This window comes from Arthrobacter sp. 10L430 (assembly GCF_056395245.1).
Genome location: NZ_JBFTJD010000001.1, coordinates 33,500 through 54,513 on the forward strand (window position 1 = coordinate 33,500; position 21,014 = coordinate 54,513).

At 66.4% G+C, this 21,014-nt stretch carries 20 protein-coding genes and 1 tRNA gene; 12 read left to right on the forward strand and 9 right to left on the reverse strand.

Annotated features, from left to right (window positions below; genetic code table 11):
• Positions 1-38: 38 nt before the first annotated feature.
• The 5 genes from AC1DDG_RS00145 to AC1DDG_RS00165 all read left to right on the forward strand — a co-directional run bounded on the left by AC1DDG_RS00145 (position 39) and on the right by AC1DDG_RS00165 (position 7,457).
• A complete protein-coding gene (locus AC1DDG_RS00145) occupies positions 39-887 on the forward strand; it encodes an SURF1 family protein (protein WP_476874532.1) in 849 nt (282 codons plus the stop codon).
• Entirely contained in the window at positions 884-1,393 is a 510-nt protein-coding gene (locus AC1DDG_RS00150; RefSeq protein WP_476874533.1) for a DUF3817 domain-containing protein, read from the forward strand. The genes AC1DDG_RS00145 and AC1DDG_RS00150 overlap by 4 nt, the downstream gene beginning before the upstream one ends.
• A gap of 78 nt (positions 1,394-1,471) precedes the next feature.
• On the forward strand, positions 1,472-3,061 hold the full coding sequence (gene guaA, locus AC1DDG_RS00155) for a glutamine-hydrolyzing GMP synthase (protein WP_230118637.1): 1,590 nt from the start codon (positions 1,472-1,474) through the stop codon (positions 3,059-3,061).
• Positions 3,062-3,234: 173 nt separating this feature from the next.
• Positions 3,235-7,242 carry an AAA family ATPase gene (locus AC1DDG_RS00160; RefSeq protein ID WP_476874534.1) on the forward strand — a complete coding sequence of 1,336 codons (4,008 nt, stop codon included), beginning with the start codon at positions 3,235-3,237 and terminating at the stop codon, positions 7,240-7,242.
• An 11-nt stretch (positions 7,243-7,253) separates the two neighbouring features.
• Positions 7,254-7,457, forward strand: coding sequence for a hypothetical protein (locus AC1DDG_RS00165; RefSeq protein ID WP_476874785.1), 204 nt, complete (start codon positions 7,254-7,256; stop codon positions 7,455-7,457).
• A gap of 22 nt (positions 7,458-7,479) precedes the next feature.
• Here the strand turns inward: AC1DDG_RS00165 and cpaB are convergent, their stop codons facing one another.
• The 3 genes from cpaB to AC1DDG_RS00180 all read right to left on the reverse strand — a co-directional run bounded on the left by cpaB (position 7,480) and on the right by AC1DDG_RS00180 (position 9,432).
• Positions 7,480-8,214, reverse strand: coding sequence for a Flp pilus assembly protein CpaB (cpaB, locus tag AC1DDG_RS00170; protein ID WP_476874535.1), 735 nt, complete (start codon positions 8,212-8,214; stop codon positions 7,480-7,482).
• Between the two features lie 190 nt (positions 8,215-8,404).
• Positions 8,405-8,671 carry an FmdB family zinc ribbon protein gene (locus AC1DDG_RS00175; protein WP_230118639.1) on the reverse strand — a complete coding sequence of 89 codons (267 nt, stop codon included), beginning with the start codon at positions 8,669-8,671 and terminating at the stop codon, positions 8,405-8,407.
• A gap of 149 nt (positions 8,672-8,820) precedes the next feature.
• On the reverse strand, positions 8,821-9,432 hold the full coding sequence (locus tag AC1DDG_RS00180; RefSeq protein WP_476874536.1) for a 5-formyltetrahydrofolate cyclo-ligase: 612 nt from the start codon (positions 9,430-9,432) through the stop codon (positions 8,821-8,823).
• 89 nt (positions 9,433-9,521) lie between these two features.
• On the opposite strand from AC1DDG_RS00180, the gene galU reads away from it, so the two are divergent.
• The 5 genes from galU (at position 9,522) to AC1DDG_RS00205 (ending at position 13,097) form a co-directional block, all read left to right on the forward strand.
• Complete coding sequence (gene galU / locus AC1DDG_RS00185) at positions 9,522-10,427, forward strand: UTP--glucose-1-phosphate uridylyltransferase GalU (RefSeq protein ID WP_230118641.1); 906 nt, start codon at positions 9,522-9,524, stop codon at positions 10,425-10,427.
• A 6-nt stretch (positions 10,428-10,433) separates the two neighbouring features.
• Positions 10,434-11,054: a GNAT family N-acetyltransferase gene (locus tag AC1DDG_RS00190; protein ID WP_476874537.1), complete on the forward strand. Its 621-nt coding sequence runs from the start codon at positions 10,434-10,436 to the stop codon at positions 11,052-11,054.
• Between the two features lie 111 nt (positions 11,055-11,165).
• Positions 11,166-12,152, forward strand: coding sequence for a hypothetical protein (locus AC1DDG_RS00195; RefSeq protein WP_476874538.1), 987 nt, complete (start codon positions 11,166-11,168; stop codon positions 12,150-12,152).
• A 24-nt stretch (positions 12,153-12,176) separates the two neighbouring features.
• The gene (locus tag AC1DDG_RS00200; RefSeq protein WP_476874539.1) at positions 12,177-12,977 is read left to right on the forward strand and encodes an SDR family oxidoreductase; all 801 of its coding nucleotides are present in this window, start codon (positions 12,177-12,179) and stop codon (positions 12,975-12,977) included.
• 47 nt (positions 12,978-13,024) lie between these two features.
• A tRNA-Ala gene (locus tag AC1DDG_RS00205) sits at positions 13,025-13,097 on the forward strand.
• 74 nt (positions 13,098-13,171) lie between these two features.
• Here the strand turns inward: AC1DDG_RS00205 and AC1DDG_RS00210 are convergent.
• Positions 13,172-14,245, reverse strand: a complete 1,074-nt coding sequence (locus tag AC1DDG_RS00210) for a LacI family DNA-binding transcriptional regulator (protein ID WP_476874540.1) — start codon at positions 14,243-14,245, stop codon at positions 13,172-13,174.
• Positions 14,246-14,407: 162 nt separating this feature from the next.
• On the opposite strand from AC1DDG_RS00210, the gene AC1DDG_RS00215 reads away from it, so the two are divergent.
• Positions 14,408-16,399 (forward strand): glycogen debranching N-terminal domain-containing protein, encoded by a 1,992-nt coding sequence (locus AC1DDG_RS00215; protein WP_476874541.1) that lies wholly within the window; start codon positions 14,408-14,410, stop codon positions 16,397-16,399.
• A gap of 66 nt (positions 16,400-16,465) precedes the next feature.
• On the opposite strand, the gene zapE is transcribed toward AC1DDG_RS00215, so the two are convergent.
• The 4 genes from zapE to AC1DDG_RS00235 are packed head-to-tail and all read right to left on the reverse strand — an operon-like array spanning position 16,466 to position 18,996.
• Entirely contained in the window at positions 16,466-16,975 is a 510-nt protein-coding gene (zapE, locus tag AC1DDG_RS00220; protein ID WP_476874542.1) for an AFG1/ZapE family ATPase, read from the reverse strand.
• A 4-nt stretch (positions 16,976-16,979) separates the two neighbouring features.
• On the reverse strand, positions 16,980-17,975 hold the full coding sequence (corA, locus tag AC1DDG_RS00225) for a magnesium/cobalt transporter CorA (RefSeq protein ID WP_230118648.1): 996 nt from the start codon (positions 17,973-17,975) through the stop codon (positions 16,980-16,982).
• A gap of 25 nt (positions 17,976-18,000) precedes the next feature.
• Positions 18,001-18,426: a DUF1761 domain-containing protein gene (locus AC1DDG_RS00230; RefSeq protein ID WP_476874543.1), complete on the reverse strand. Its 426-nt coding sequence runs from the start codon at positions 18,424-18,426 to the stop codon at positions 18,001-18,003.
• 9 nt (positions 18,427-18,435) lie between these two features.
• A complete protein-coding gene (locus AC1DDG_RS00235; protein ID WP_476874544.1) occupies positions 18,436-18,996 on the reverse strand; it encodes an Lrp/AsnC family transcriptional regulator in 561 nt (186 codons plus the stop codon).
• Between the two features lie 171 nt (positions 18,997-19,167).
• Between AC1DDG_RS00235 and AC1DDG_RS00240 the strand changes: the two genes are divergently transcribed.
• Positions 19,168-20,406 carry an MFS transporter gene (locus tag AC1DDG_RS00240; protein ID WP_476874545.1) on the forward strand — a complete coding sequence of 413 codons (1,239 nt, stop codon included), beginning with the start codon at positions 19,168-19,170 and terminating at the stop codon, positions 20,404-20,406.
• Positions 20,407-20,477: 71 nt separating this feature from the next.
• Here the strand turns inward: AC1DDG_RS00240 and AC1DDG_RS00245 are convergent, their stop codons facing one another.
• Complete coding sequence (locus tag AC1DDG_RS00245; RefSeq protein ID WP_230118652.1) at positions 20,478-20,990, reverse strand: Lrp/AsnC family transcriptional regulator; 513 nt, start codon at positions 20,988-20,990, stop codon at positions 20,478-20,480.
• Positions 20,991-21,014 lie beyond the last annotated feature (24 nt).

A 21,014-nucleotide genomic window follows, 5' to 3' on the forward strand; every position in this document is an offset into this window, starting at 1 on the left:
TTTCGTTGTTCTACACGCGGACGAAGTACGGTTAAGGGGTGTGGAAAACAGCCCTCAAGCCCCGGTGGATCGCAGGCCTCGTTTTTGCGATCGTCCTTTCCGGTGTGTTTGTGCTGCTCAGCCAGTGGCAGTTCGGCAGGTCCACGACGCCCGAGGTGCCGGTCAATCCGACCACCGAGGAAGTCAAGGACCTCACCGGCACGCTGAAACCCGGCGAATTCTTCCGCGGTTCGGTGGCCGACCAGATGGTCACCGCCACCGGCACCTATGATCCCGCCAAGCAGGTCCTCGTTCCGGGCCGACTTAAGGGCGGCAAGACCGGATACTGGGTGGTTGCGGCCTTCGCCGTCACCGACGCCCCGGTGCTCAAGGGCACTGCAGCGTCCCCGAAAACCTGGATACCGGTGGCGCGCGGATGGATTGCCGATCCCGCGGAAGCGGGCGCCCCGCCGTCGGGCACCATCCGGCTGACCGGGCGGCTCCTGCCGTCCGAGGCGCCGGTGCCCAATATTGCCCCCGCACCGGGTCAGGCCTCCGCGGTGTCGGTCGCAGAACTGATCAACATCTGGAACGTCAGCAGCTACCCGGCTTTCGTTTCCGCCACTGCCGAGCTTTCCGGAACGTCCGACGTCGGTGCTGCCGCCGCCGCCGGCGGCCTCGAGCCGCTCAGCATCGGCGCCCAGCCCCCGCCGGCAAAGATCAATTGGCTCAATCTTTTTTATTCCGTGGAATGGATTGTCTTCGCCGGTTTCGCCCTCTTCATCTGGTGGCGGCTGGTCAAGGACGACCACCAGCGGCGCCTTGAGGACGAGCTTGATGACCAGCACGAACAGTCCCAAGGCGGACAGACCCATCACGACCAGACCCAACAAAAGGTACAGCCATGATTGAACCCAAGCCTGCCATCCAGCCGCAGCCATCGAATTCAGCGGGCGCGGGGGCGAAGAAGCGACGTTTCGGCGGCACGCAGGCGCAGATCCGTTCTGCCCTGAAGTTCTACAAGGTCATGGCCTACCTCACCGGTGCCATGCTGCTGCTGCTCTGCTCGGAACTGGTGGCCCGCTACGCCTTCGGCCAGTACCTGTTCGCGGGCGGAACGGACGCAGTGACCGGCGAGCCGTTCGCGTTCGGGTTTGCGGACGCGGAGCCCAAGGGTGTGCTCGGCGGCGTCAACGTATCGGTGACGGTGCTGATTGTTCACGGCTGGATGTACGTGGTGTACCTCATGTCCAACTTCCGGCTCTGGACGCTCATGCGCTGGCCGTTCGCCAAGATGGTCCTGCTGGCGCTCGGCGGGGTGGTCCCTTTCCTGTCCTTCATCGTGGAGAAGAAGTTCCACGCCGAGGTGGAGGCCGAACTCGCCGCCAACCCGGAGGCGGCAAGCCGCTACTAGGCTGCCGTTGACGTTTCGTGCGTCACAGCAGGGCCCCTCAAGGTGCGTGCGGGTGACCGTGCAAAGTAGTCTAGGACGGTGACTACTCCCACTGCATCCCAGACTTCCCAGAAGCCGGTGCTGGTTGTTGACTACGGTGCCCAGTACGCGCAGCTGATTGCCCGCCGCGTCCGGGAAGCGAATGTGTATTCGGAAGTGGTTCCGCATACCTACACCACCGAGCAGCTCCTGGCCAAGAACCCCGCCGCCATCATCCTTTCCGGCGGGCCTTCCAGCGTCTACGCCGACGGCGCGCCGAGTGTCGGCGCCGACCTCTTCGAGGCAGGCGTCCCGGTCTTCGGCATCTGCTACGGATTCCAGGCGATGGCCAACGCGCTGGGCGGGAAGGTCGACAAGACCGGTCTGCGCGAGTACGGCTCCACCCAGACCACTATCCTTGGCGAGGGCCGCTCCGTGCTCGAGGGCATGCCGCAGCACCAGAACACGTGGATGAGCCACGGCGACTCTGTGCACGAGGCACCGGAAGGCTTCGAAGTGCTGGCCACCACCGCCGGCGCCGAGGTTGCAGCCTTCGCGAACGAGGAAAAGTGCCTGTACGGCGTGCAGTGGCACCCGGAGGTCAAGCACTCCGCCTACGGCCAGCAGGTCCTCGAGAACTTCCTGTTCAAGGGCGCCAAGCTGGAACCGAACTGGACCACGGGCAACATCCTCGAGGAACAGGTGGACCGGATCCGCAAGCAGATCGGCGACGCTCGGGTCATCTGCGGCCTCTCCGGTGGCGTGGACTCGGCAGTCGCCGCCGCCCTCGTCCAGCGCGCCGTCGGCGACCAGCTGACCTGCGTGTTCGTGGACCACGGACTGCTGCGCGAAGGCGAAGCCGAACAGGTGGAACGCGACTTCGTGGCCGCCACCGGCGTCAAGCTCTACGTGGCCAACGAGCAGGAGCGCTTCCAGTCGGCCCTGGCCGGCGTCAGCGATCCGGAGACCAAGCGCAAGATCATCGGCCGCGAATTCATCCGCGCGTTCGAAGAAGCCGAGCTTGCCATCATCGCCGAAGCTGCCGCGCACGGCGAAAAGATCAAGTTCCTCGTGCAGGGAACCCTGTACCCGGACGTCGTCGAATCCGGTGGCGGCGAGGGTGCTGCGAACATCAAGAGCCACCACAACGTGGGCGGGCTGCCTGAGGACCTGCAGTTCGAGCTGGTCGAGCCGCTGCGCGCCCTGTTCAAGGACGAGGTCCGCGCCGTTGGTGCACAGCTGGGCCTGCCGCAGGAAATCGTGGGCCGCCAGCCCTTCCCCGGCCCCGGCCTCGGGATCCGGATCGTCGGCGAGGTCACCAAGGAACGCCTCGACCTGCTGCGCAAGGCGGACGCCATTGCCCGCGCCGAGCTGACCGCTGCCGGCCTCGACAACGACGTCTGGCAGATGCCCGTCGTGCTGCTCGCCGACGTCCGCAGCGTGGGAGTGCAGGGCGACGGCCGGACCTACGGGCACCCCATCGTGCTGCGTCCCGTCTCCTCCGAGGACGCCATGACGGCCGACTGGTCACGCCTGCCGTACGATCTGCTCGCCCGGATTTCGAACCGGATCACGAACGAAGTCGACGGCGTCAACCGGGTAGTGCTGGACGTCACCAGCAAGCCGCCGGGAACCATCGAGTGGGAATAGCGTTTTGAGTGGCCGGTCTCCGCGAGGAGGCCGGCCATTTGGCTTTCTGCCAAGCGTGGTTTGGGACTGCCGTTTATCCCGTGCAACCGGCGCAAGGTGAAATGCGCCGCAACTTAGCCCGTTCCAGTGTTGCGGTCTCTCACCAGCGGCCGTTTCCGGCTACGCTCGAAAGTATGCCCGTATGGTCCAAGGCGTCACGTGCAAGCGCAGAAAAGAAGGCAGTAGTGTCAGTTGGTCAGGTCGACTCAGAGGGTTCGGAGGAGCTCAGGAAGTGGCTGTCCGGGCTTAAGCCCGTCACCGGAGCGGACACCATGCTGCGCTTCACCAAAACGCCTGAAGGTTCCATAGACCTGACGCATGCCCACCCATCCGGCCTTGCCCAGCTCATGGCCGGACGCCGCACCAGGCTGTCCACGCTGATCCGCGACCACCAGCAGTATGTTGTGGCTGCCCGCGCCTCCCGGAACCTTCGCTCCAAGATTTTCGAGCTGGCCAACGACCGCGGCATCGAAGCCGGTTACCTGTCCGCCGGGACCGTGGTGTGGACATCCGCCGTCGGGGGCAAGCCCCAGCGGGTATCGGCGCCGGTCATGCTGACCGCCATCTCCCTCACCATCAGGCCCGGGGAAGACGACTACGAGCTTCAGCTCACGGAACAGGCCCGCATCAATCCGGCACTGATCCGCCACCTGAAGACCATCCACGGCATCGTTTTCGACGTCAACGCCGTCACCAGGATGGCCTACAGCACCGCACGCTTCGACCCGCAGCCCGTGCTGGACAGACTCAGCACCCTCGTCAAACCCATCCACGGCGCCGAGGTGGAGCACAACCTGCTCGTTTCGACGTTCGCGGACCTTGCGGGCAACCTCGACGACCCCTGGATCAACCAGCAAAACGCCCTCGTGGCCGCCCTGTCCCGTGCCGCGGCCGGGGAAGCCGGTGACCTACCGGTGCTGCAGCCCGGACGCTTCCCGAGCGTGGACGAACGTGATCCAGCCAGCGAACTGCTCCTGCTCGACGCCGACGCGGACCAGCAGTATGTGATCGACGCCGTGCGGGCAGGGGACTCGCTCCTGGTCAGCAGCCCGCCCGGCACCGGACAGACCCAGACGGCGATCAATACCGTTGGTGCGCTGGTGGACGAAGGCAAGACTGTCCTCGTGGTGGGGGACCGGCGCGCCAGCCTCAATGAAGTGGCTGCCCGCTTCGAGGGCCTGGGGCTGGAGTCCATCCTGTTCCAGCTGTCCGGCAGTGCGACGCCCCAGCAGCTCAAGGGGCAGCTGGTCAGGGCAATCGTGCGGAACGAAAAATCAGCCGAGCCGCGGCTGGGCAGCCTGCACAAGACACTCATCGAGCACCGGCACGCCCTGATGGACCACGTGGCGTCGCTGCACAACGTCCGTAAGCGATGGGGCTGCTCGCCCTACCAAGCAATGCAGTCGCTGGCGGAACTGACCTCAATCCAGCCCGCCCCGGCCACCACCGTGCGGCTGAAGCGCAGCGTGCTGGACAACATCCGGGACCGGGAAGAACTCGCGGGCCGGCTGAAGCGCGCTGCGGAACTCGGGAGCTTCAGCAGCGCTTCCACGTCCAGCCCGTGGCACGGCGCCCGCCTCGTGACGCGCAAGGAGACAGAAGAAGCGCAGGAGCTCGCGCGCTCGGTGGAGAAAAAGCTGCCGGTGCTGCACAGCCGCATGAAGGACGTCGCGGACCATGCCGAGATCCGGCTCGGTGCGAACTTTGCGGAGTGGGGTGCCCAGCTCCGGTTGCTGGTGGCAGTCCGGGAGAGCCTGGATAAGTTCACCCCGGACATTTTCGACCGGCCGGTCCACGACCTGATCTCCGCGACCGCGTCGTCGGCCTGGCGGCGTGAGCACGGCATCGACATGCCGTCCATGCAGCGGTCGCGCCTGCGCCGCGTAGCGAAGGAATACGTCCGCCCGGGCGTGCACATCGCCGACCTTCACAGTTCGTTGGCGCTGGTCCAGGAGCAGCGTGCCCTGTGGTCGGACTATGCCACCACGCAGCGGCATCCGGCGGTTCCATCCGGCCTCGCCGAGATCAGCATCATGTACCGCGGGCTCACCCGCGAACTGAAGATGCTCGGAGACGCGCTGCGGCATACGGCGGCCGGTGGAGCACTCGAAAAAACGGCCTACCCGGAACTGATGGAACGGCTGGAGCGGCTGGTGGCGGACACCCAGACCCTCCAGACGTTGCCTGAACGCACACTCCTCATCGAGAACATGCGCGAGCACGGCCTCGGCGAACTGCTTGCCGACCTCTCGGAGCGGGAGGTCCCGGCGGAGTCCGTCGCGGCGGAGCTTGACCTGGCCTGGTGGCAGTCCGCGCTCGAAGCAATGATCAGCGGCGACGACTACCTCGCCATGTCCGACGGCGACGCCCTGCGCCAGCTCGAAGCCGAGTACAGACTTGCCGACAACGCCCACATCGCCAGCGGTGCCGGGCGGCTGCGGTGGCAGCTCGCCGAGCGCTGGAGCGCCGGCATCGCGGAGAACCCGCGCCAGGCGGACCTCCTCCGGAGCCTCCTCAAGGACGGGCGGGTCACTCTTGCGGCGCTCACGGCCCAGGCTCCCGCGCTGGTTCCCATGCTGGTACCTGTCTGGTCGGTCAGCCCGTACCTCATGACCGGTCTCCTGCCGGCCGAGCAGAAATTTGACGCCGTGGTGATTCTCGACGCCGAAGCGACCTCGCTCCAGGCGGTCCTGCCCGCCGTGGCCCGGGCCAAGCAGGTTATTGCCTTTGGCGACGACAAGATTGCGAGCCCCCGTTCCTTCACGGTGGCGGTGGAGCGGCTCGCTGCCGGGGAACCCACGCACCAGAGTGTGGGGAGCGCCTTCAGCGCCCTTGCCGAGGTCTTGCCGATGTGGCGGCTGCGGTCCGTCTACCGCGCGGTGGACGAGGACCTCGTCCTGCAGCTCAGCAAGGGTTTTTACGACGGCGGCCTCCGCCGGCTGCCCGAAGGCCAGTCCGCGACTGGGCTGGACCGTGCCCTGCTGGTGGAGTACCTGCCCGACGGCACGGGACTGCCGAGCGCGGACCACGAGGGCGTGGAGTCGGTAGTGGCCGAAGTGAACAGGGTGGTGGAGCTGGTGTTCGAACACGCCCGCTTCCGTCCGCGCACGTCCCTTGCAGTCGTCACCGCCAGCTTGCGTCACGCCGCGAGGATCGGCGAGGCGATCCGAACGCAACTGCCCAACTATCCGATGCTCGCCGAATTCTTCACCGCGGGCGAGGAATCGTTCCGCGTCGTGGATCTGGAGCGTGCCCAGGGTCTGGTCCGCGACCATGTGATTTTCTCCCCCGGCTATGGCCGGACGCCCCACGGCCGGGCACTCCATAACTTTGGTCCGCTCTCTGCCGAGGGCGGCCGTGCCAAGTTTGCCCTGGCAATGACCCGCGCCCGCCAGTCCCTGCATGTCCTGACATGCTTCAAGCCGGAAGACCTTGACCGGACCCGGCTGGCACACGGAGCGGTGGACCTCTATGAGTTGCTTGACCGTGAAATCGCCGGCAACACCGACCTCGGGACTCCGGCTTCCCGTGCCGCGGCCAGCGAGCAGGCGCTCGGGGCCGATCCGCTCGTGGCCGACCTGGGCGACCGGCTCCGGGCACGCGGGGCCCGCGTCTGGCACCAGTACGACGGCGTCATCGACGTCGTGGCCGCTGCCGACCCCCTGAGCACAATGGGCCAGGACGAGGCCGAGATTCCGCGCCCGGTAGCCATCGAGTCTGACGGCACCGAGCAGTACCGGCAGATGACGGTCCGTGAACGCAGCAGGCTGCGCCCGCAGCTTCTGGAGCGCCTCGGCTGGCGGTATATGCCGCTGTGGACGATTGAGGTGTTCACGGATCCATCGGCGTGCGCTGACCGGATCGGCGGCTACCTCGGACTCGAGAAGCCGGCTCGTCCCGTCAGGTCCGCGGCGGGGCCGGGCTTCCTCGATGACGACGTCACAAGCCTGGGGGGATCCTATGAGCCGTCGGCGGATCAGGAGCCGTACCGGCAAGACCCGGACCAGGACTACGTCGAAGATGAGGACCGGGACGACGACGATAGGGACGACGTGGACACCCCGGATCAGGACGAGGTAGAAACCGGCGCCGAGAACGATTACGACGGTGATACCGAGGACAGGCAGGAGAGAGCGCAGTGAATCGTGATGCAGTGAATAGTGAATCCAGCCCGGGTTCAACGCCTCCCACTCCCACTGCGGCTCCCACTCCGGCGAAGCCATCGGGTCCGCTGGAACCGGGCAGCGCGGTGCCCAACAAAGCGTCTGAGGACGATCCCAGGGCCTGGGGCGACTCTGAATCCGACAACGACCATGATGCCTGGCTCAAGGAGCAGAAGCCGCCGCACTGGGGCTAGCCGTAGCTGAGTTCATGCGGTGTCACGGGCCTGGGCCCACGAGTACGAAAAAGAGTTTTCCCTGCGTTGACGCCCCCGCCAGGGCGCTTGCCTCTGCCGGGGTGGCGGCCACCACCATCAAACCGTCGGAGTCCCCGGAGCTGAGCCACTGGCCGTCCTGGCCCTCCTCGGCCGAGGTCCACAGTACGGGCACCGCCGTGGCGAGAACTTTGGAAGCCGCCTTCTGCTCATAACCACTGCCGCTGGTGAGTACGACGTTGACGAGCTGGCCGGGGGAGACGAGCCGGATTGACGAGGGGTCCGCCATCCGCAGCGGCACGGCGGCTGAGCCGGCTGGAGCGCCGGTAAGCAGGCCGGGCCCCACTAGCTGGGCGTCTGTGAAGAGTTGCCCCTTCCGGAGCGGTGCGGCCAGTTGCTTGCCATTCAGTCCCGTTGCTTCCGTAAATGTTCCAGCGGAGAGCATGGAGGGCAGAACGTTGATGGTGGCCACGTCTGTGCTGCCAAGCGTAGCCCCGGCCGGCAGGTCCCGTGCGGCGGCGAGAGCCGAGACTGTGTGTGCGGGGGCCGGGGTGAGCTGGTGGACGGCGATTCCGGCCGCCCCACAGAGCAGTAGCGCCACAGCCAGGCGGCGGTTGCGGTTCAGCCAGCCTGCCAGGCGGCCGGTCCGGGACCGCCCGGTCCGGGGCACGGCATTGCGCCGGTTGGTGCGGGCGGCGGGACGGGAGGCCCTGAGGGGAAACAATCCGATGGCTGGCATGCTGCCACGCTACGGAGCCGCCGCTCGTCAGCAACAGGTGACTGCCGCTCTATGTGGAAAACGTAAATGTGGTGGAAAACGTCCACAGGCAGGCAAGCCCCTACGCGGGAAACTGCGCTTTACTCAAAACTGCGTCTTGCACAAGACTGCGTTCTGCAGAAAACTGCGCGCTACGAAGTACGCGGTCGGCTCAGCTGGCGGCAGCGGCAGGCGCGCTCGAGGGAGCGGCGGCCGCCGGCGATGACGTGGCGGGCGACGGTGAGACCGTGCTGCCCTTGGCGTCGCGCGAGTCCGTCCGGTAAAAACCGGAGCCCTTGAAGACGACGCCGACGCTGTTGAACTTCTTGCGCAGGGTCCCCTGGCATTCGGGGCAGGACGTCAGAGTGCTGTCGGTGAATGACTGCACGATGTCAAAGGCATGGCTGCAATCCTTGCAGGCATAGGCATACGTGGGCACTGTAGATCCTCCTCTTGGACAAACGACAGGTCCAGTGCTGCCAAGTCGCCATCTCCGGGAAGATACTGGACGGAATTCCGTGCCGGAAATGGCTCCATTAGCAGTCGCAGGGCCTGAGTGCCAATTCTATCACCTTGCTGCGGTAACCATCATGTCAGTTGGACCACACCGGAGGGTGTGAGCACCGCGTCGACGGGGCGGTCAAAGCTTTCAACAGGAATGCTCGAGGCGGGCAGGAGCTCGGAATCGTAGATGACCGCGGCCCTGGGTGCGTGCACGCCGGTTGCGTCCATGGCTGCCAGGAACTTGTCGTAGTATCCGCCGCCCTGACCGATCCTGTTGCCGCTTCCGTCCACGGCCGTGGCAGGCAGGAACATCCCTGCCACATCCCCGATCGCCTCCAGACCGTGCCGTTCCCCTGCCGGTTCCTCGATGGGGGCGTACCTGCTGCGGACAAATTCGGTGGCAGGATTCCACAGGACCCAGCTGAGAGCACGGTCAGGTTCGCAGACTGGCAGCAGCACCTTGTGGCCAGCCTGGAAGAGCGCCGTTATGAGCGGGAGCGTAGGCGGCTCGAAGGCCACGCCCAGGTAGGCAGTGAATGTCGCCGGTCTGCCGGCTGCGATGCTGTCCGCCCAGGACAGCCCATGAACGGCGATTCCGGCTCCCGCGGCCGACAGGACGTCGGGCTGCATTCCCACCCGGATCTTCCGGTGCCGGGAGCGGATCTCATCCTTTGATGGCGGGGTCTCTGGTGACATGGTGCCTCATTCCTTGTCGCGCGGAATCCCGGCCGGGCCACTGCCGGAAGCATTAACCGTATGAATGTTCCCTCCGATACATTAGTCCAGTGACTTCCACTAAGCCTTCAGTCCGCAAGGCCGTCATCCCCGCTGCGGGACTCGGCACCAGGTTCCTGCCTGCCACCAAGGCCATGCCCAAGGAGATGCTGCCGGTGGTGGACAAGCCCGCCATCCAGTACGTCGTCGAAGAGGCCGTCAAGGTGGGCCTCAATGACATCCTCATGATCACGGGCCGGAACAAGCGCGCCCTGGAAGACCACTTCGACAGGGTTCCCTCGCTGGAGTCAATGCTGGAAGCCAAGGGCGACACCACCAAGCTCGAATCCATCCAGGCGGCCAGCAACCTCGGCGACATCCACTACGTCCGCCAGGGCGACCCCATGGGCCTTGGCCACGCCGTACTGCGTGCAAAGCAGCACGTCGGCTACGAGCCGTTCGCGGTACTTCTTGGCGATGACCTCATCGATGCACGGGACGAGCTGCTCAGCACCATGATCGAGGTTCAGGCCAAGACCGGCGGCTCCGTCGTCGCCCTGATCGAGGTGGAACCTTCCCAGATCAGTGCCTACGGCTGTGCCGACATCGACGAAACCGACATGAACGGTTACGTGCGGATCCGCAAGCTTGTGGAGAAGCCCGACGTCGATGAAGCGCCGTCAAACCTGGCCGTGATTGGCCGCTACGTGCTCCACCCTGCCGTCTTCGACGTCCTCGAAAAGACGGAGCCGGGCAGGGGCGGGGAAATCCAGCTCACTGATGCACTTCAGGAACTTGCCGCGGGGACCGGCGAGGGCTACGGCGTGTACGGCGTGGTGTTCCGCGGCCGCCGGTACGACACAGGGGACAAGCTCAGCTACCTCAAGGCCTGCGTCCAGCTGGCCATCGACAGCGACGACCTGGGCCCCGGCCTGCGCGAGTGGCTGCCCGAGTTCGCCGCCAGCCTGACCAAGTAACTCCCCATGAGGGTCAGCCACATCTGGCCGGTCACCCTGGAGTGCGGGGACCTTGTCCTGCGCCCTATCAGATACCGGGACCGCAGGGAATGGACAGAGGTCCGTTCACGCAACAGTGAGTGGCTGGCACCCTGGGAGGCTTCCAACCCCGCGCCGGGCGGTGCTCTCCCTGATTACCGGCAGATGGTGCGGTCCCTGAATGCCCAGGCCGCCCAGGGGACGGCACTGCCATTCGTGATCGCGGCATGGACTCCCGGCTTCCGCGACCCCGTCATCGTTGGGCAACTGACGGTCTCCTCCATCGTGTGGGGCTCTGCCATGATGGCCACGCTCGGCTACTGGGTGGATGAGTCGCGGGCGGGGCAGGGAATCGCTCCGACCGCGGTGGCCATGGCCACGGACCATTGCTTCCGCGCTCTGGGGCTGCACCGCATGGAAATCAACATCCGCCCCGAAAACGGGCCGAGCCTGCGTGTCGTGGAAAAGCTCGGCTTCCGCGATGAAGGCTACAGGCCGCGGTTCCTGCACATCAACGGCGACTGGGCGGACCACCGCACGTTTGCCTTGACTTCGGAGGAAGTTCCGGAGGGCCTTCTCAGCAGATGGCTGCGCACGAGGCCCGCCTGACAGGGACATGCCGCGACTTTTTCGTCATAAGTCCAATGATTTGAGAGCCCGGGAGCGACACACCGAGACGAATGCCACAAGAGGTCACCTATTCCTCATACGGTTTTGTGTGTGGACTTCCCTCTTAGCAGCTCAGTCATCCTTGTGGTCGCTGTTGCGCTCTGGATTGTGTGGGTTGCCCCTTACGTGCTCCGAAATGGCCGGCATCAGTTCCAGGCTGCCGGCGATCTGACGCTGGAGCCCGTCGACCACGAAACTGCAAACCCGCAAGCCGGAACGGTCCTTCATATGGCCGCCCAGCAGGAGAACCCCATGGACACCAGGAAGAGCAGCGAATCCGCAGCAGGCGTTGCGCCGGGCAAACCCGGCCGCGAGCCTGCCGTCAAGGACGGAGGCGCCTTCCGGATCCGGTATGGGCGGACCGCCATCGCCCTGGCCGGGCTCCTGTTCTTCGCTACGGCCGTCGTGTCGGGAGTGCTGCGGATCTTTGGGCTCGGAAACGGCTGGCTTCCAGCAGTGTCGTTCCTGGCGGGCATCGCCGCCGTCGTTCTTCTCCGCAGGCTCGCTGTGCGGGATCGCCGCAAGAAGGTGAACGCCGCGTTTACTGCAGCCATGGGTGCGCCTGCCGAACGCGTGGACCGCGCCGCGCGCGTTGACGTCCCGGCAGCCGCCGGCGAGGCCGTTCTTCGCGAAAGCAAACTGTTCGACGCTGAAGCCGCAGCCCCCCAGCCCAAGCCCTTGACCGCCGTCGAACTCCGCGAGGCCGCCCTGGCGGTAGCCCTCGCCGCCGGCGACAACAGCGGCCAGGCCGCCAAGGCGCAGGAAGCTGCCGAGCCGGCGGCCGCTGAAGCCACCAGCTGGGAGCCCGTCGAGGTCCCGAAGCCCACTTACGTGGAGGCCGCAAAGGCGGAACGGCCCGCGCCCGAACCCCTTGACCTGCCGGAGGCCCCTAAGTCAGCCGGCAAGCCGTCCCTCAAGCAGGGCCCCGCCGCAGCGCCCGCCGTCGCCTCCCCGAATGCCGGGCCAGCCCGGCCGCTGACTAAGGCGCAGAGCGCGCTGAGCAACCTGGACGACGTCCTGCAGCGCCGCCGCGCGTAGCCTGCTTTCGTGTAGCGTCGGATCATGACCCGCATCTGTGTGGCCGGGGGTACCGGCCAGGTTGGCCGCGAAGTGGTGCGCCAGGCCCTTGCCCAGGGTCACGCCGTCGCCGTCCTCAGCCGTAACCCGCCGCCGGAGGGTAGCGCCGGGCACCACGACGGCGCCACCTACTTTCGGGCTGACGTCACCACCGGTGATGGGCTGCCCGAGGCGGTGGCGGGTGCCGACGTCGTCATTGACTGCCTGGAGGGCATGGCCGGCAAGGCGCTCAAACAGTTCGCCGCCGGCGGCGCACTTCTGCTGGCGGCGGCGGTGGACGGCGGGGTGGTCAGGGCTGTCCTCCTCTCCATCATCAACTGCGACCAAAGCACGTACAGCTACTACCGGGCCAGGGCGGACAAGGAACGCCTGTATGAACGTTCGGAGTTGGAAACCGTGACCGTCCGGGCAACGCAATTCCACAGCCTGGTGGTTCGACTCTTCGCTGCCGGGGCCCGGATAGACATCATTCCTGCAATCAGGGGCGCGCGCGTCCAAACGATCGCGCCTGCCGACGTGGCGGCCGCGCTGCTGGAGGCGGCCGTTGAGCCGCCTTCGGAGGAGCTGCACCGGTTGCGGACGGTTGGCGGACCGGAGACGGTTGACATGAAGGCGATGGCGGAAACATGGAAGCGCGTCACGGGTGCCAAGGGACTGGTCGTCGGGCTGCCGCTGCCGGGCGCCATGGGAAATTTCCTGCGCGAGGGTAGGAATTTGGCCCCCGGAGAACCCTACGGCCGGGAGACATTCGCGGCTTGGTTGGCAAAGCGGCCGGAAAATTTGTAGCCTAGGGAAACCGGCGTTGCGGTTCCTCTTCCAGAGGCAGCGTCCCCGGGGTTATAGCTCAGTTGGTAGAGCGCTTCGTTCGCATCGAAGAGGTCAGGGGTTCGAATCCCCTTAGCTCCACAGTTTTCATGACGTGACGGTTCAGACGTCACATCCGTTGCCGTCCTCGCGGGCCCATGGCAACCCGCTCAGCCTCACCCGCGCGGTGCCAGCGGCAGGGGCACCCTTTCCACCACGCGGGGCGCAAGCAGCAGATGCTCCTCCGGGGCGGCCCTGGCTCCGGCGTTGCCGGCAAGTTCGCAGGTCAGCAGGCGCACTATGTGCCGGGCGGCATCCTCCACCGGCTGGGCCACACTGGAGAGCCCCAAGGCCGCGGCCACGGGCGTGTCATCGAATCCGACCACGGCGGCCCTGAGGCCGGGACCGGCGGGCTGCCCGGGCGCGAAAAGTCCCGGTCGCAGTTCACGCAGGCATTCCAGCGCGCCGATGGCCAGCGAGTCGCTCGCGCAGACAATGGCCGTGGCGTCCCTTGCGATGAGCTCCCGGCCGCCGGAGACCCCTCCGGAGATGGTGTCGGGCGCGGCCATGCTGAGCCCGGGAACGTGCTGCCCCAGGCCGGAGGCGCGCATCGCCCGTTCCCAGCCGGCGCGGCGATCGTCTCCCACCGGGGCACCGTCCTGCCAGCCCAGGAAGCCGATGCGGCTGTGGCCCTGACGGGCAAGCATGGTCACCGCTTCCGCGGTTCCGGCGGCCCCGTCAACGTCCACCCACGCATGGCTCGCCGATTCGCTCGGCAGGCCCGCGTCCCACGGGCGTCCGAACACGGCGAAAGGAGTTCCGTGTTCCTGCAGCCAGCGGGTTCGGACGTCGTCCGGTCTGCTGGAGGTGAGGATGAACCCGTCGAGGCCGGCGATGTGGAGCAGCTGTTCGTACTGGAGGACCTCGTCGTCATCGGAATCGGCACAGAACAGGGTCAGCCGGTACCCGGCTGCCTGGGCGGATTCGGTGAGCGCATGCAGGAAGCGGTCAAGGACGGAGCCGTTGATGCCGTCCGTGGCAGGCAGCAGCCTCATGCCCAGATTCATGGACCGCCGCGTCCGCAACTGGCGTGCGGCTGCGCTGGGCCGGTAGCCCGCAGCTTCGATGGCTGCGAGGACGCGCTCCCGTGTGGCCGGCTTCACCCGGGCCGGTGCATTGAGCACGTTGGAGATGGTCTGCCTGGACACCCCCAGCTCGGCGGCCAGACTTGCGAGGGTGGGTCTGGCCACGAATGCTCCTTGGGTCTTTTCCGTCTCCCAGTAACGTGTGAGACGATTTTAACGCGGAAATTTGATCGATCAAATTCTGATCGGCCTCCTTCGCTTGTTCACCAGCACCGTTCCGCAGCCTTCTTCCGGTTTGCCCCAGTCTTGACTTCCAGGAGTATTTTCGTGGCCTCTGAGCAGCCATACCTGCACAACCTTTCCGGTGTCTTCAGCGCCCCCATCCAGGCGTGGTCGGACGCCCACGGACAGATCCGCAGGGCCGGTGCCCAGGGGATCTACTGCGGTGACGACCGCGTGCTGAACAGTGCCGTCCTGACTGTTGACGGCCGGGAACCTGACTGGGTTTCAACCCAGCTCCGCTCATCCAAGGAGACTGACTACATCTACTTTGTGCGTGCGGAGGCCGAGGTCGCAGACCCGCTGCTTTCCCTGGTCAGGACCCGCACCGCCGCTTCGGGCAGGATCCGGCCGGGCAAAGACGCTGAATCGCTCTCCGGGTGCTCCGGACGGGTGGCGGAAACTCTGAGGCTTGAGTCGGCGTTCCGCCAGTCCGTGACACTGAACATCCGGCTGACCATGACGGCTGACAACACCACCCTGGAACAGATCAAGCAGGGGGAGCGGTCCAGCCGGCCCGTTGAACCGGCCGCCGACGGCTGGTCCTGGCGCGACGCCGACACAGTGTTGGCCCTTACCACCGGCTCAAGCGACGGAGCGGGGCCAGCCGCCGTCGGCTTCGCCGGAAGCACGGTGACCATCGACTGGTCCGTGGTGATCAAACCGGGAGCTGCCGTCGAACTTGAGTGGGCAGTGGACCTGACCGACGCCGATTCCCCGATGCTTGCCGGCGGCGGTCCGCCCATCGTCGCCCCTCATTCCGCCGATCCGCGGATCAACAGCCTCCTGCAACGGTCGGTCAGCGATCTTAACAGCCTGCGGCTGGCGCATTCCTCCCATCCGCACGACACGTTCCTCGCGGCGGGTGCCCCGTGGTTCTTCACCATGTTTGGCCGGGACTCCATCATTGCCGCCCGAATGCTGCTGCCCATCAACACGGCCATCGCCGCCGGCACCCTGCGCGCCCTGGCCGGACGGCAGGGAACGGAAACGGACCACACGTCGGCGGTCCAGCCCGGGAAAATCCTGCACGAAGTCCGGCGGACGGTCCTGTCCATGGTCGAGGGCGGCCAGGCCCTGCGGCTGCCGCCTGTGTACTACGGCACCATCGACGCCACTCCGCTCTGGATCTGCCTCCTGCACGACGCCTGGAAAGCCGGCATGCCCGATGCGGAAGTGGCGGAGCTTCTTCCCAACCTCCAGGATGCCCTGGAGTGGCTCCGGGACCATGGTGACCTGGACGGGGACGGGTTCCTCGAATACCTCGACACCTCCGGGCACGGACTCGTTAACCAGGGCTGGAAAGACTCCGTTGACGCCATCCGCTGGCACGACGGTTCCCTGGCTGCCGGGCCCATCGCCCTGGCCGAGGTCCAGGCCTATGCCTATGAGGCGGCAGTGGTCGGGGCCGAGTTGCTGGAGGCCTTCGCCCGGCCTGGCGCCCAGGAGTGGCGGGATTACGCAGCCGGCATGGCTGAGCGGTTCCGTGCCCAGTTCTGGTGCGAGGACGATTTGGGTCCCTATCCAGCCCTGGCCCTCGATGCGGACAAGAAGCCCGTTGACGGCGTCACGTCCAACATGGGCCACCTGCTCGGTACGGGCATCCTGAACGACGTGGAGAAGGAGATCGTGGTCCGGCGCATCATGGACCCGACCATGTTTTCCGGGTACGGCGTCCGCACCCTGTCCACCACCAACGGCGGCTACTGGCCGACTCGGTACCACGCCGGAGCGGTGTGGAGCCACGACACCGCCCTGATCATCAGCGGCATGCTGGCCGACGGCTTTTCTGCCGAAGCCGCCCAGCTTGCGTCGGGGCTGCTGCACGTGGCCGAGGCCAATGACTGGCGGCTGCCTGAACTGTTTGGCGGCCACGGCTCGGACGCGGTGCGTACTCCCGTACCGTTCCCCGCAAGCTGCCGCCCGCAGGCCTGGGCATCGGCCAGCTCAGTAGTGATCGCCGCGGCCCTCGGCCAGAAAGCAGAGGATCCGGGCGCGCGCAGCCAGGACCAGTTGCTGGTTTCCACCGGGCCGAAGTAGCCTCGCCCACGCAGTCCGGCCAGACCGCAGGTGCGGTGCGTCCGCACCGGCCGGCTGGGGAGGCGGCTAGCAGCCGCTGGATTGTTCGTCTTCCAGCTGTTCGTCGGATTCGACCCTGCGCAGTACGGCCAACCTGTCCGCAATCCTGACCAGGGCGGAGGGGTCCTGCGACGGCGGTCCGGCGGTCCGGGCAGCGGCGGCCTCCCAGTCGAGGGGCCCTGGACCGATGAGGAAGGGCGTGACGTCCCGCTCGTGGAGCAGGTCCAGCACCTCCATGAAGCGGTGCCAGGCGGCGGAACCCGCGGCGGACTCCACGGCGGGGGACGGGACGCCGTCGATCACCCAGGCGGTGAACCCGCTCGCCAGTGACAGGTAGTCCCCAGCTCCCAGCGGGCTGCCGCACAGCGCGGCGAAGCTGACCCAGATCATGTCCGGATCTGCGTTCTTGACCGCGATGGCCTGCGAGGGCAGTGCCACAACCCGCTGCTGGGAGGGCGCCGGCCGGAACAGCCCGCAGGCGCCCAGTTGCCGGTCGGTTCCCGGGGTGATGATGAGCCCGCGGCTGTACCCGGACATGTCGCTAGAGCCAGCCCTTCCGCTTGAAGATGGCGTACATCAGCCCGGCGGTGCCCGCCATCAGCCCGATCGCCATGGGATACCCGAAGACCCAGTGCAGCTCGGGCATGTGGTCGAAGTTCATGCCGTACACACCCGCCACGAACGACGGCGCGAAGAAGATCGCGGCCCAGGACGAGATCTTCTTTACCTGCTCGTTCTGCTCAGCGCTCGCCTCATTTTGCCGGTTGGCCGTCAGCGTCCCGTCAAGCGTGAGGGCGTTCTGCAGGAGGTCCCGGAAAGAGTTGGCCCGGGAAATCACCCGCTCCACATGGTCCTCCACATCCCGCAGGCTGTGCTGGAGGTCCGTGTCCACCACATACTTTTCGAATCCCCGTTTCAGCTGCTGCATCATCTCGGGCAGGGGATGGATGGCGCGCTGGAACTGGATGACCTCGCGGGCCAGTTCATAAATGCGCCGCGACACGGTGGAATCGCCGGCGAACAGCTGGTCCTCAATCTCGTCGATGTCGTTTTCCAGACCGGCCACCACCGGAGCGTAGTCGTCCACCACCTTGTCCAGGAGCGCGTACAGCACAGCTTCCGGACCGTGGCGGAGGAGATCAGGCCTCGCCTCCAGCCGCCGCCGGACCTGCCCAACGCCGGACATCTCCGCATGCCGGATGGTCACCACGAAGTTCTTGCCCGTGAAGATGTGCAGTTCGCCGAACTCCACGGTCTCGGTGTCGTCGATGTAGCGCGCAGGCCTCAGCACCGTAAAAAGGTTGTCGCCGTAGCGCTCCAGCTTCGGCCGCTGGTGGGCCGAGATGGCGTCTTCGACCGCGAGCTCATGGAGGCCGAATTCCGCGGCGACGGCAGCCATTTCAGGTTCTGTCGGCCGGTAGAGCCCGATCCAGGCCAGGCCGCCGTGGGCTGACAGCGTCTCAAAGGTCTGCTCAAGGCTTTCGGGTTCTGCCCTGCGGATCCCGTCAACGTAGACGGCGTTGTCGATGATGGTCACGGTGTGCGGGTTCCTGTCCGGCCCTTCAGGACATCGCGCCGATGATGACACCGGCGGCAGTCACGGCGAGCACATCATGGCCGGAATCGATGAGGGTCACGGCCGCAGGGCGTCCGGCGAAGCCGTTGTGGACGACGTGGCCTCCAGCGCGGAAAACAACAGCCAGCACGAAGGCAAACAGCCCGCCCGCCAGGGCGTTGTGCAGCCCCAGCTTGCTGATCAGCACAGCGAGCAGGACGGCCGTCAGGGCGGCAGCCACCATCATGGGCACCCAGATGCCGGCGCCGCCCTCGGCGTTCTTCAGGTCGTCTTCGGTCTTGCCGAGCGCCGCCATCCACCTGTTGCCCAGCACCGCGGGAAGGTACCAGACGAAGCCGATGGCCATGCTGGCGACGAAGGCAAGCAGCACAGCGAGCCAGTTGATCTGGGAAACATACGAGAGCCAATCCATCTTCGAATCCTATTCCCCAACGCGGCGGTCGGCCGCGCGGCCAGCCGCCGGCCGCGCCGGCGGGCCTGAAGTGCCCGGGACTGCAGCTCCCTGGGCTCCTGCTCCCTGGGCCAGACGGCTGATCAGCGGTTCCGTCCGGTACGGGATGTGCGTGTGAAGCGCCAGGACGGTTTCCGTCCTGATGACCCCTTTGATCCGGAGGATCGAACGGAGGGCGGCCTGCAGGTTATGCGTATCCGTGGCCACCACACGGCACCAGACGTCGCCCCGGCCGGAAATTTCGTGCACCTCCAGGACCTGGGGAAGGAGGCGCAGCGCGCCCACAACGCCGTCGAGTTCGCGGTGGGTCACCTCGATCGTCACGAAAGCGACGACGTCGTACCCCACCGACTCGAGGTCGATTTCCCGGCCGCCGTCGTGAAGTATGCCGGAGCGCAGCATCCGGCGCACGCGCGACTGTGCTGTGTTCCGCGCAATGCCCAGTTTGTCGCTCAGTTCGCCGATCTGGACCCGCGGATCACGGACCAGTTCCAGCAGAATCCTGAGGTCGGTAGGGTCCAGGCTGTTCAAATCATCACTCCGGTTCACTTCAGCGTTAGAAAATTGACTGTTTTGCTCAATTTTCCCACGAAAGAGGGTTCCGGTACGCACTCCTGCCTCATTCTTTAGGTATCCATTCTCATTCGCGGCGGACGCTCCCACAAGGAACCGGAGCCGTGGGACACAGGCAAGGGCACGGGTATGACCGTCTTCAGCGAACTTCGAATGCGACCGGCCGCCGCCAGCCGGTGGGGTTGGGATGCTTCCAACACCGCACGGCTTGCGATGGCCGGCGTGGTGATTTTCACGCTGCTGGTGGGGGCCAATCTGGCAACGCCGCTGTACCCTCAGCTGCAGGCAACGCTCGGTCTCAGCTCCTTCGACATCACGGTGGCATTTTCCGTCTACGTCCTCGCCCTCGTGTCCACCCTTATGCTGGCGGGACACTGGTCGGACCACATCGGACGCCGCGCAGCACTGCTGCTCGCTGTGCTGACGGGGCTGGCGGGTGGCTTCGTCTTCGCCCACGCGGACAGCCTTGTGGCGCTTTCGGCGGGGCGGGCCCTCCAGGGCGTGGCCGTGGCCCTGGCCACGGGCGCCAGCTCCGCCGCGCTGCGCGAACTGCTCCCGGCGAGGCCCGAGTGGGCCTCACGCTTCACCCTTCTGGCCTCTGCCGGGGGAGTCGCGGCCGGTCCGGCCATCGGGGGAGTCCTGTCGCTCCTCCCCGGCCCCACCTCCACGCCCTACTTCATTCACTCCCTGGTGCTGCTGGCACTTTTGGTCCCGCTGTACCTGCTCCGCGCCCGTCCCGCCATCAAGCCGGCTGAGGGACCGAGGCCGCTTCGGGCCCTCGCGCCCCGACGCCCCTCGGTGTCGCAGGAGGCGCGCGGCGCGTTCTGGCTGGCCGCCGCCGTCGGGTTCCTGAGCTTCACCGTCTTTGGCTTCTGCCTCTCACTGGCGCCCGGCTACTTCGCCCGGATCCTCAGCATTGATTCCCGGCCGCTCATCGGCGTCCTGTCCGGACTCACCCTTGGCGCATCAGCCTTGAGCCAGCTGCTCAGTGTCCGCGGCCGGTTCGCGGTTCCGGCAGGGCTGGCCCTGCTTGGAGGGTCGGTAATGTTCATCGCCGCCGCGGCGTCCTGGAGCAACCCCTGGCTGCTGGTCGGTGCCAGCCTGGCCGCCGGCTTCGGCCAGGGCATCGCCTTCCGCACCGTGTTCAACGACGTGGCAGGCAAGGTGGAAGCCTCCCGTCACGCCCAGATCATCAGCACGGTGTACGTGATCACGTACCTCGGCAGCGCAGTCCCGGTGGTCGGGCTGGGAATCGCGACGGCGGCCTACGGGCTCGAGGAGGCCGTCACCGGATTCGTCGTGCTCTGCGGCCTCGCGGCCGGGACGCTTGCTGCGGTCACGCTGCGCCAGTCCCTCCGGGACGCCTGACGGAACGCCTGACGGAACGCCTGACCGGGACGCCTGACGGGGCGGCGTTTCGCTGCCTGCGGCGGTTACGCCTAGTCCTGCTCCGGAAGCGGCCCGTGGTTGCCCTGCATGTGGTCGAACACGAGCGTGGTTTCGGTATGTCCCACCACAGGATCTGTGGCGAGGTTGTCCAGGACCCAGTCGCGGAGGTCCTCGGTGGTGGCGACGGCGATGTGCAGCAGGTAGTCCACCGAGCCGGAGGTGTGGAACGTGGACAGCACTGCCGGCAGCCTGGGGACGCGGGCGGTAAAACGGTCGATCTGCTCGCGGTCGTGGGCGCGGAGCCGGACGGCGATCAGGGCCTGGACGGAGCGGCCGATTGCGGACAGGCTCAGTTTGGCCTCAAACCCCTGGATGATGCCGCGCTCGGAGAGTGCCCTGGTGCGCATCAGTGCCGTCGACGGGGCGATGCCCACCAGTTCGGCAAGCTGCTTGTTGGAGATCCGGGCGTCGTCAACCAACGCGGCCAGCAGCCGTTCGTCGATGGCGTCCAGCGGCTCGGCATTTCCCGATCCAGGCCGAATATTCTTCGCGTTCGTGGTCACGGATCCTCCTCGGAGTGTTCTCCG

Excerpts from the sequence above, each read along its gene's own strand:
- AC1DDG_RS00150 (WP_476874533.1), top strand. The coding sequence starts at position 884 with ATGATTGAACCCAAGCCTGCCATCCAGCCGCAGCCATCGAATTCAGCG.
- AC1DDG_RS00160 (WP_476874534.1), top strand. The coding sequence starts at position 3,235 with ATGCCCGTATGGTCCAAGGCGTCACGTGCAAGCGCAGAAAAGAAGGCA.
- cpaB (WP_476874535.1), bottom strand. The coding sequence starts at position 8,214 with ATGCCAGCCATCGGATTGTTTCCCCTCAGGGCCTCCCGTCCCGCCGCC.
- AC1DDG_RS00180 (WP_476874536.1), bottom strand. The coding sequence starts at position 9,432 with ATGTCACCAGAGACCCCGCCATCAAAGGATGAGATCCGCTCCCGGCAC.
- AC1DDG_RS00190 (WP_476874537.1), top strand. The coding sequence starts at position 10,434 with ATGAGGGTCAGCCACATCTGGCCGGTCACCCTGGAGTGCGGGGACCTT.
- AC1DDG_RS00200 (WP_476874539.1), top strand. The coding sequence starts at position 12,177 with ATGACCCGCATCTGTGTGGCCGGGGGTACCGGCCAGGTTGGCCGCGAA.
- zapE (WP_476874542.1), bottom strand. The coding sequence starts at position 16,975 with ATGTCCGGGTACAGCCGCGGGCTCATCATCACCCCGGGAACCGACCGG.
- AC1DDG_RS00230 (WP_476874543.1), bottom strand. The coding sequence starts at position 18,426 with ATGGATTGGCTCTCGTATGTTTCCCAGATCAACTGGCTCGCTGTGCTG.
- AC1DDG_RS00240 (WP_476874545.1), top strand. The coding sequence starts at position 19,168 with ATGACCGTCTTCAGCGAACTTCGAATGCGACCGGCCGCCGCCAGCCGG.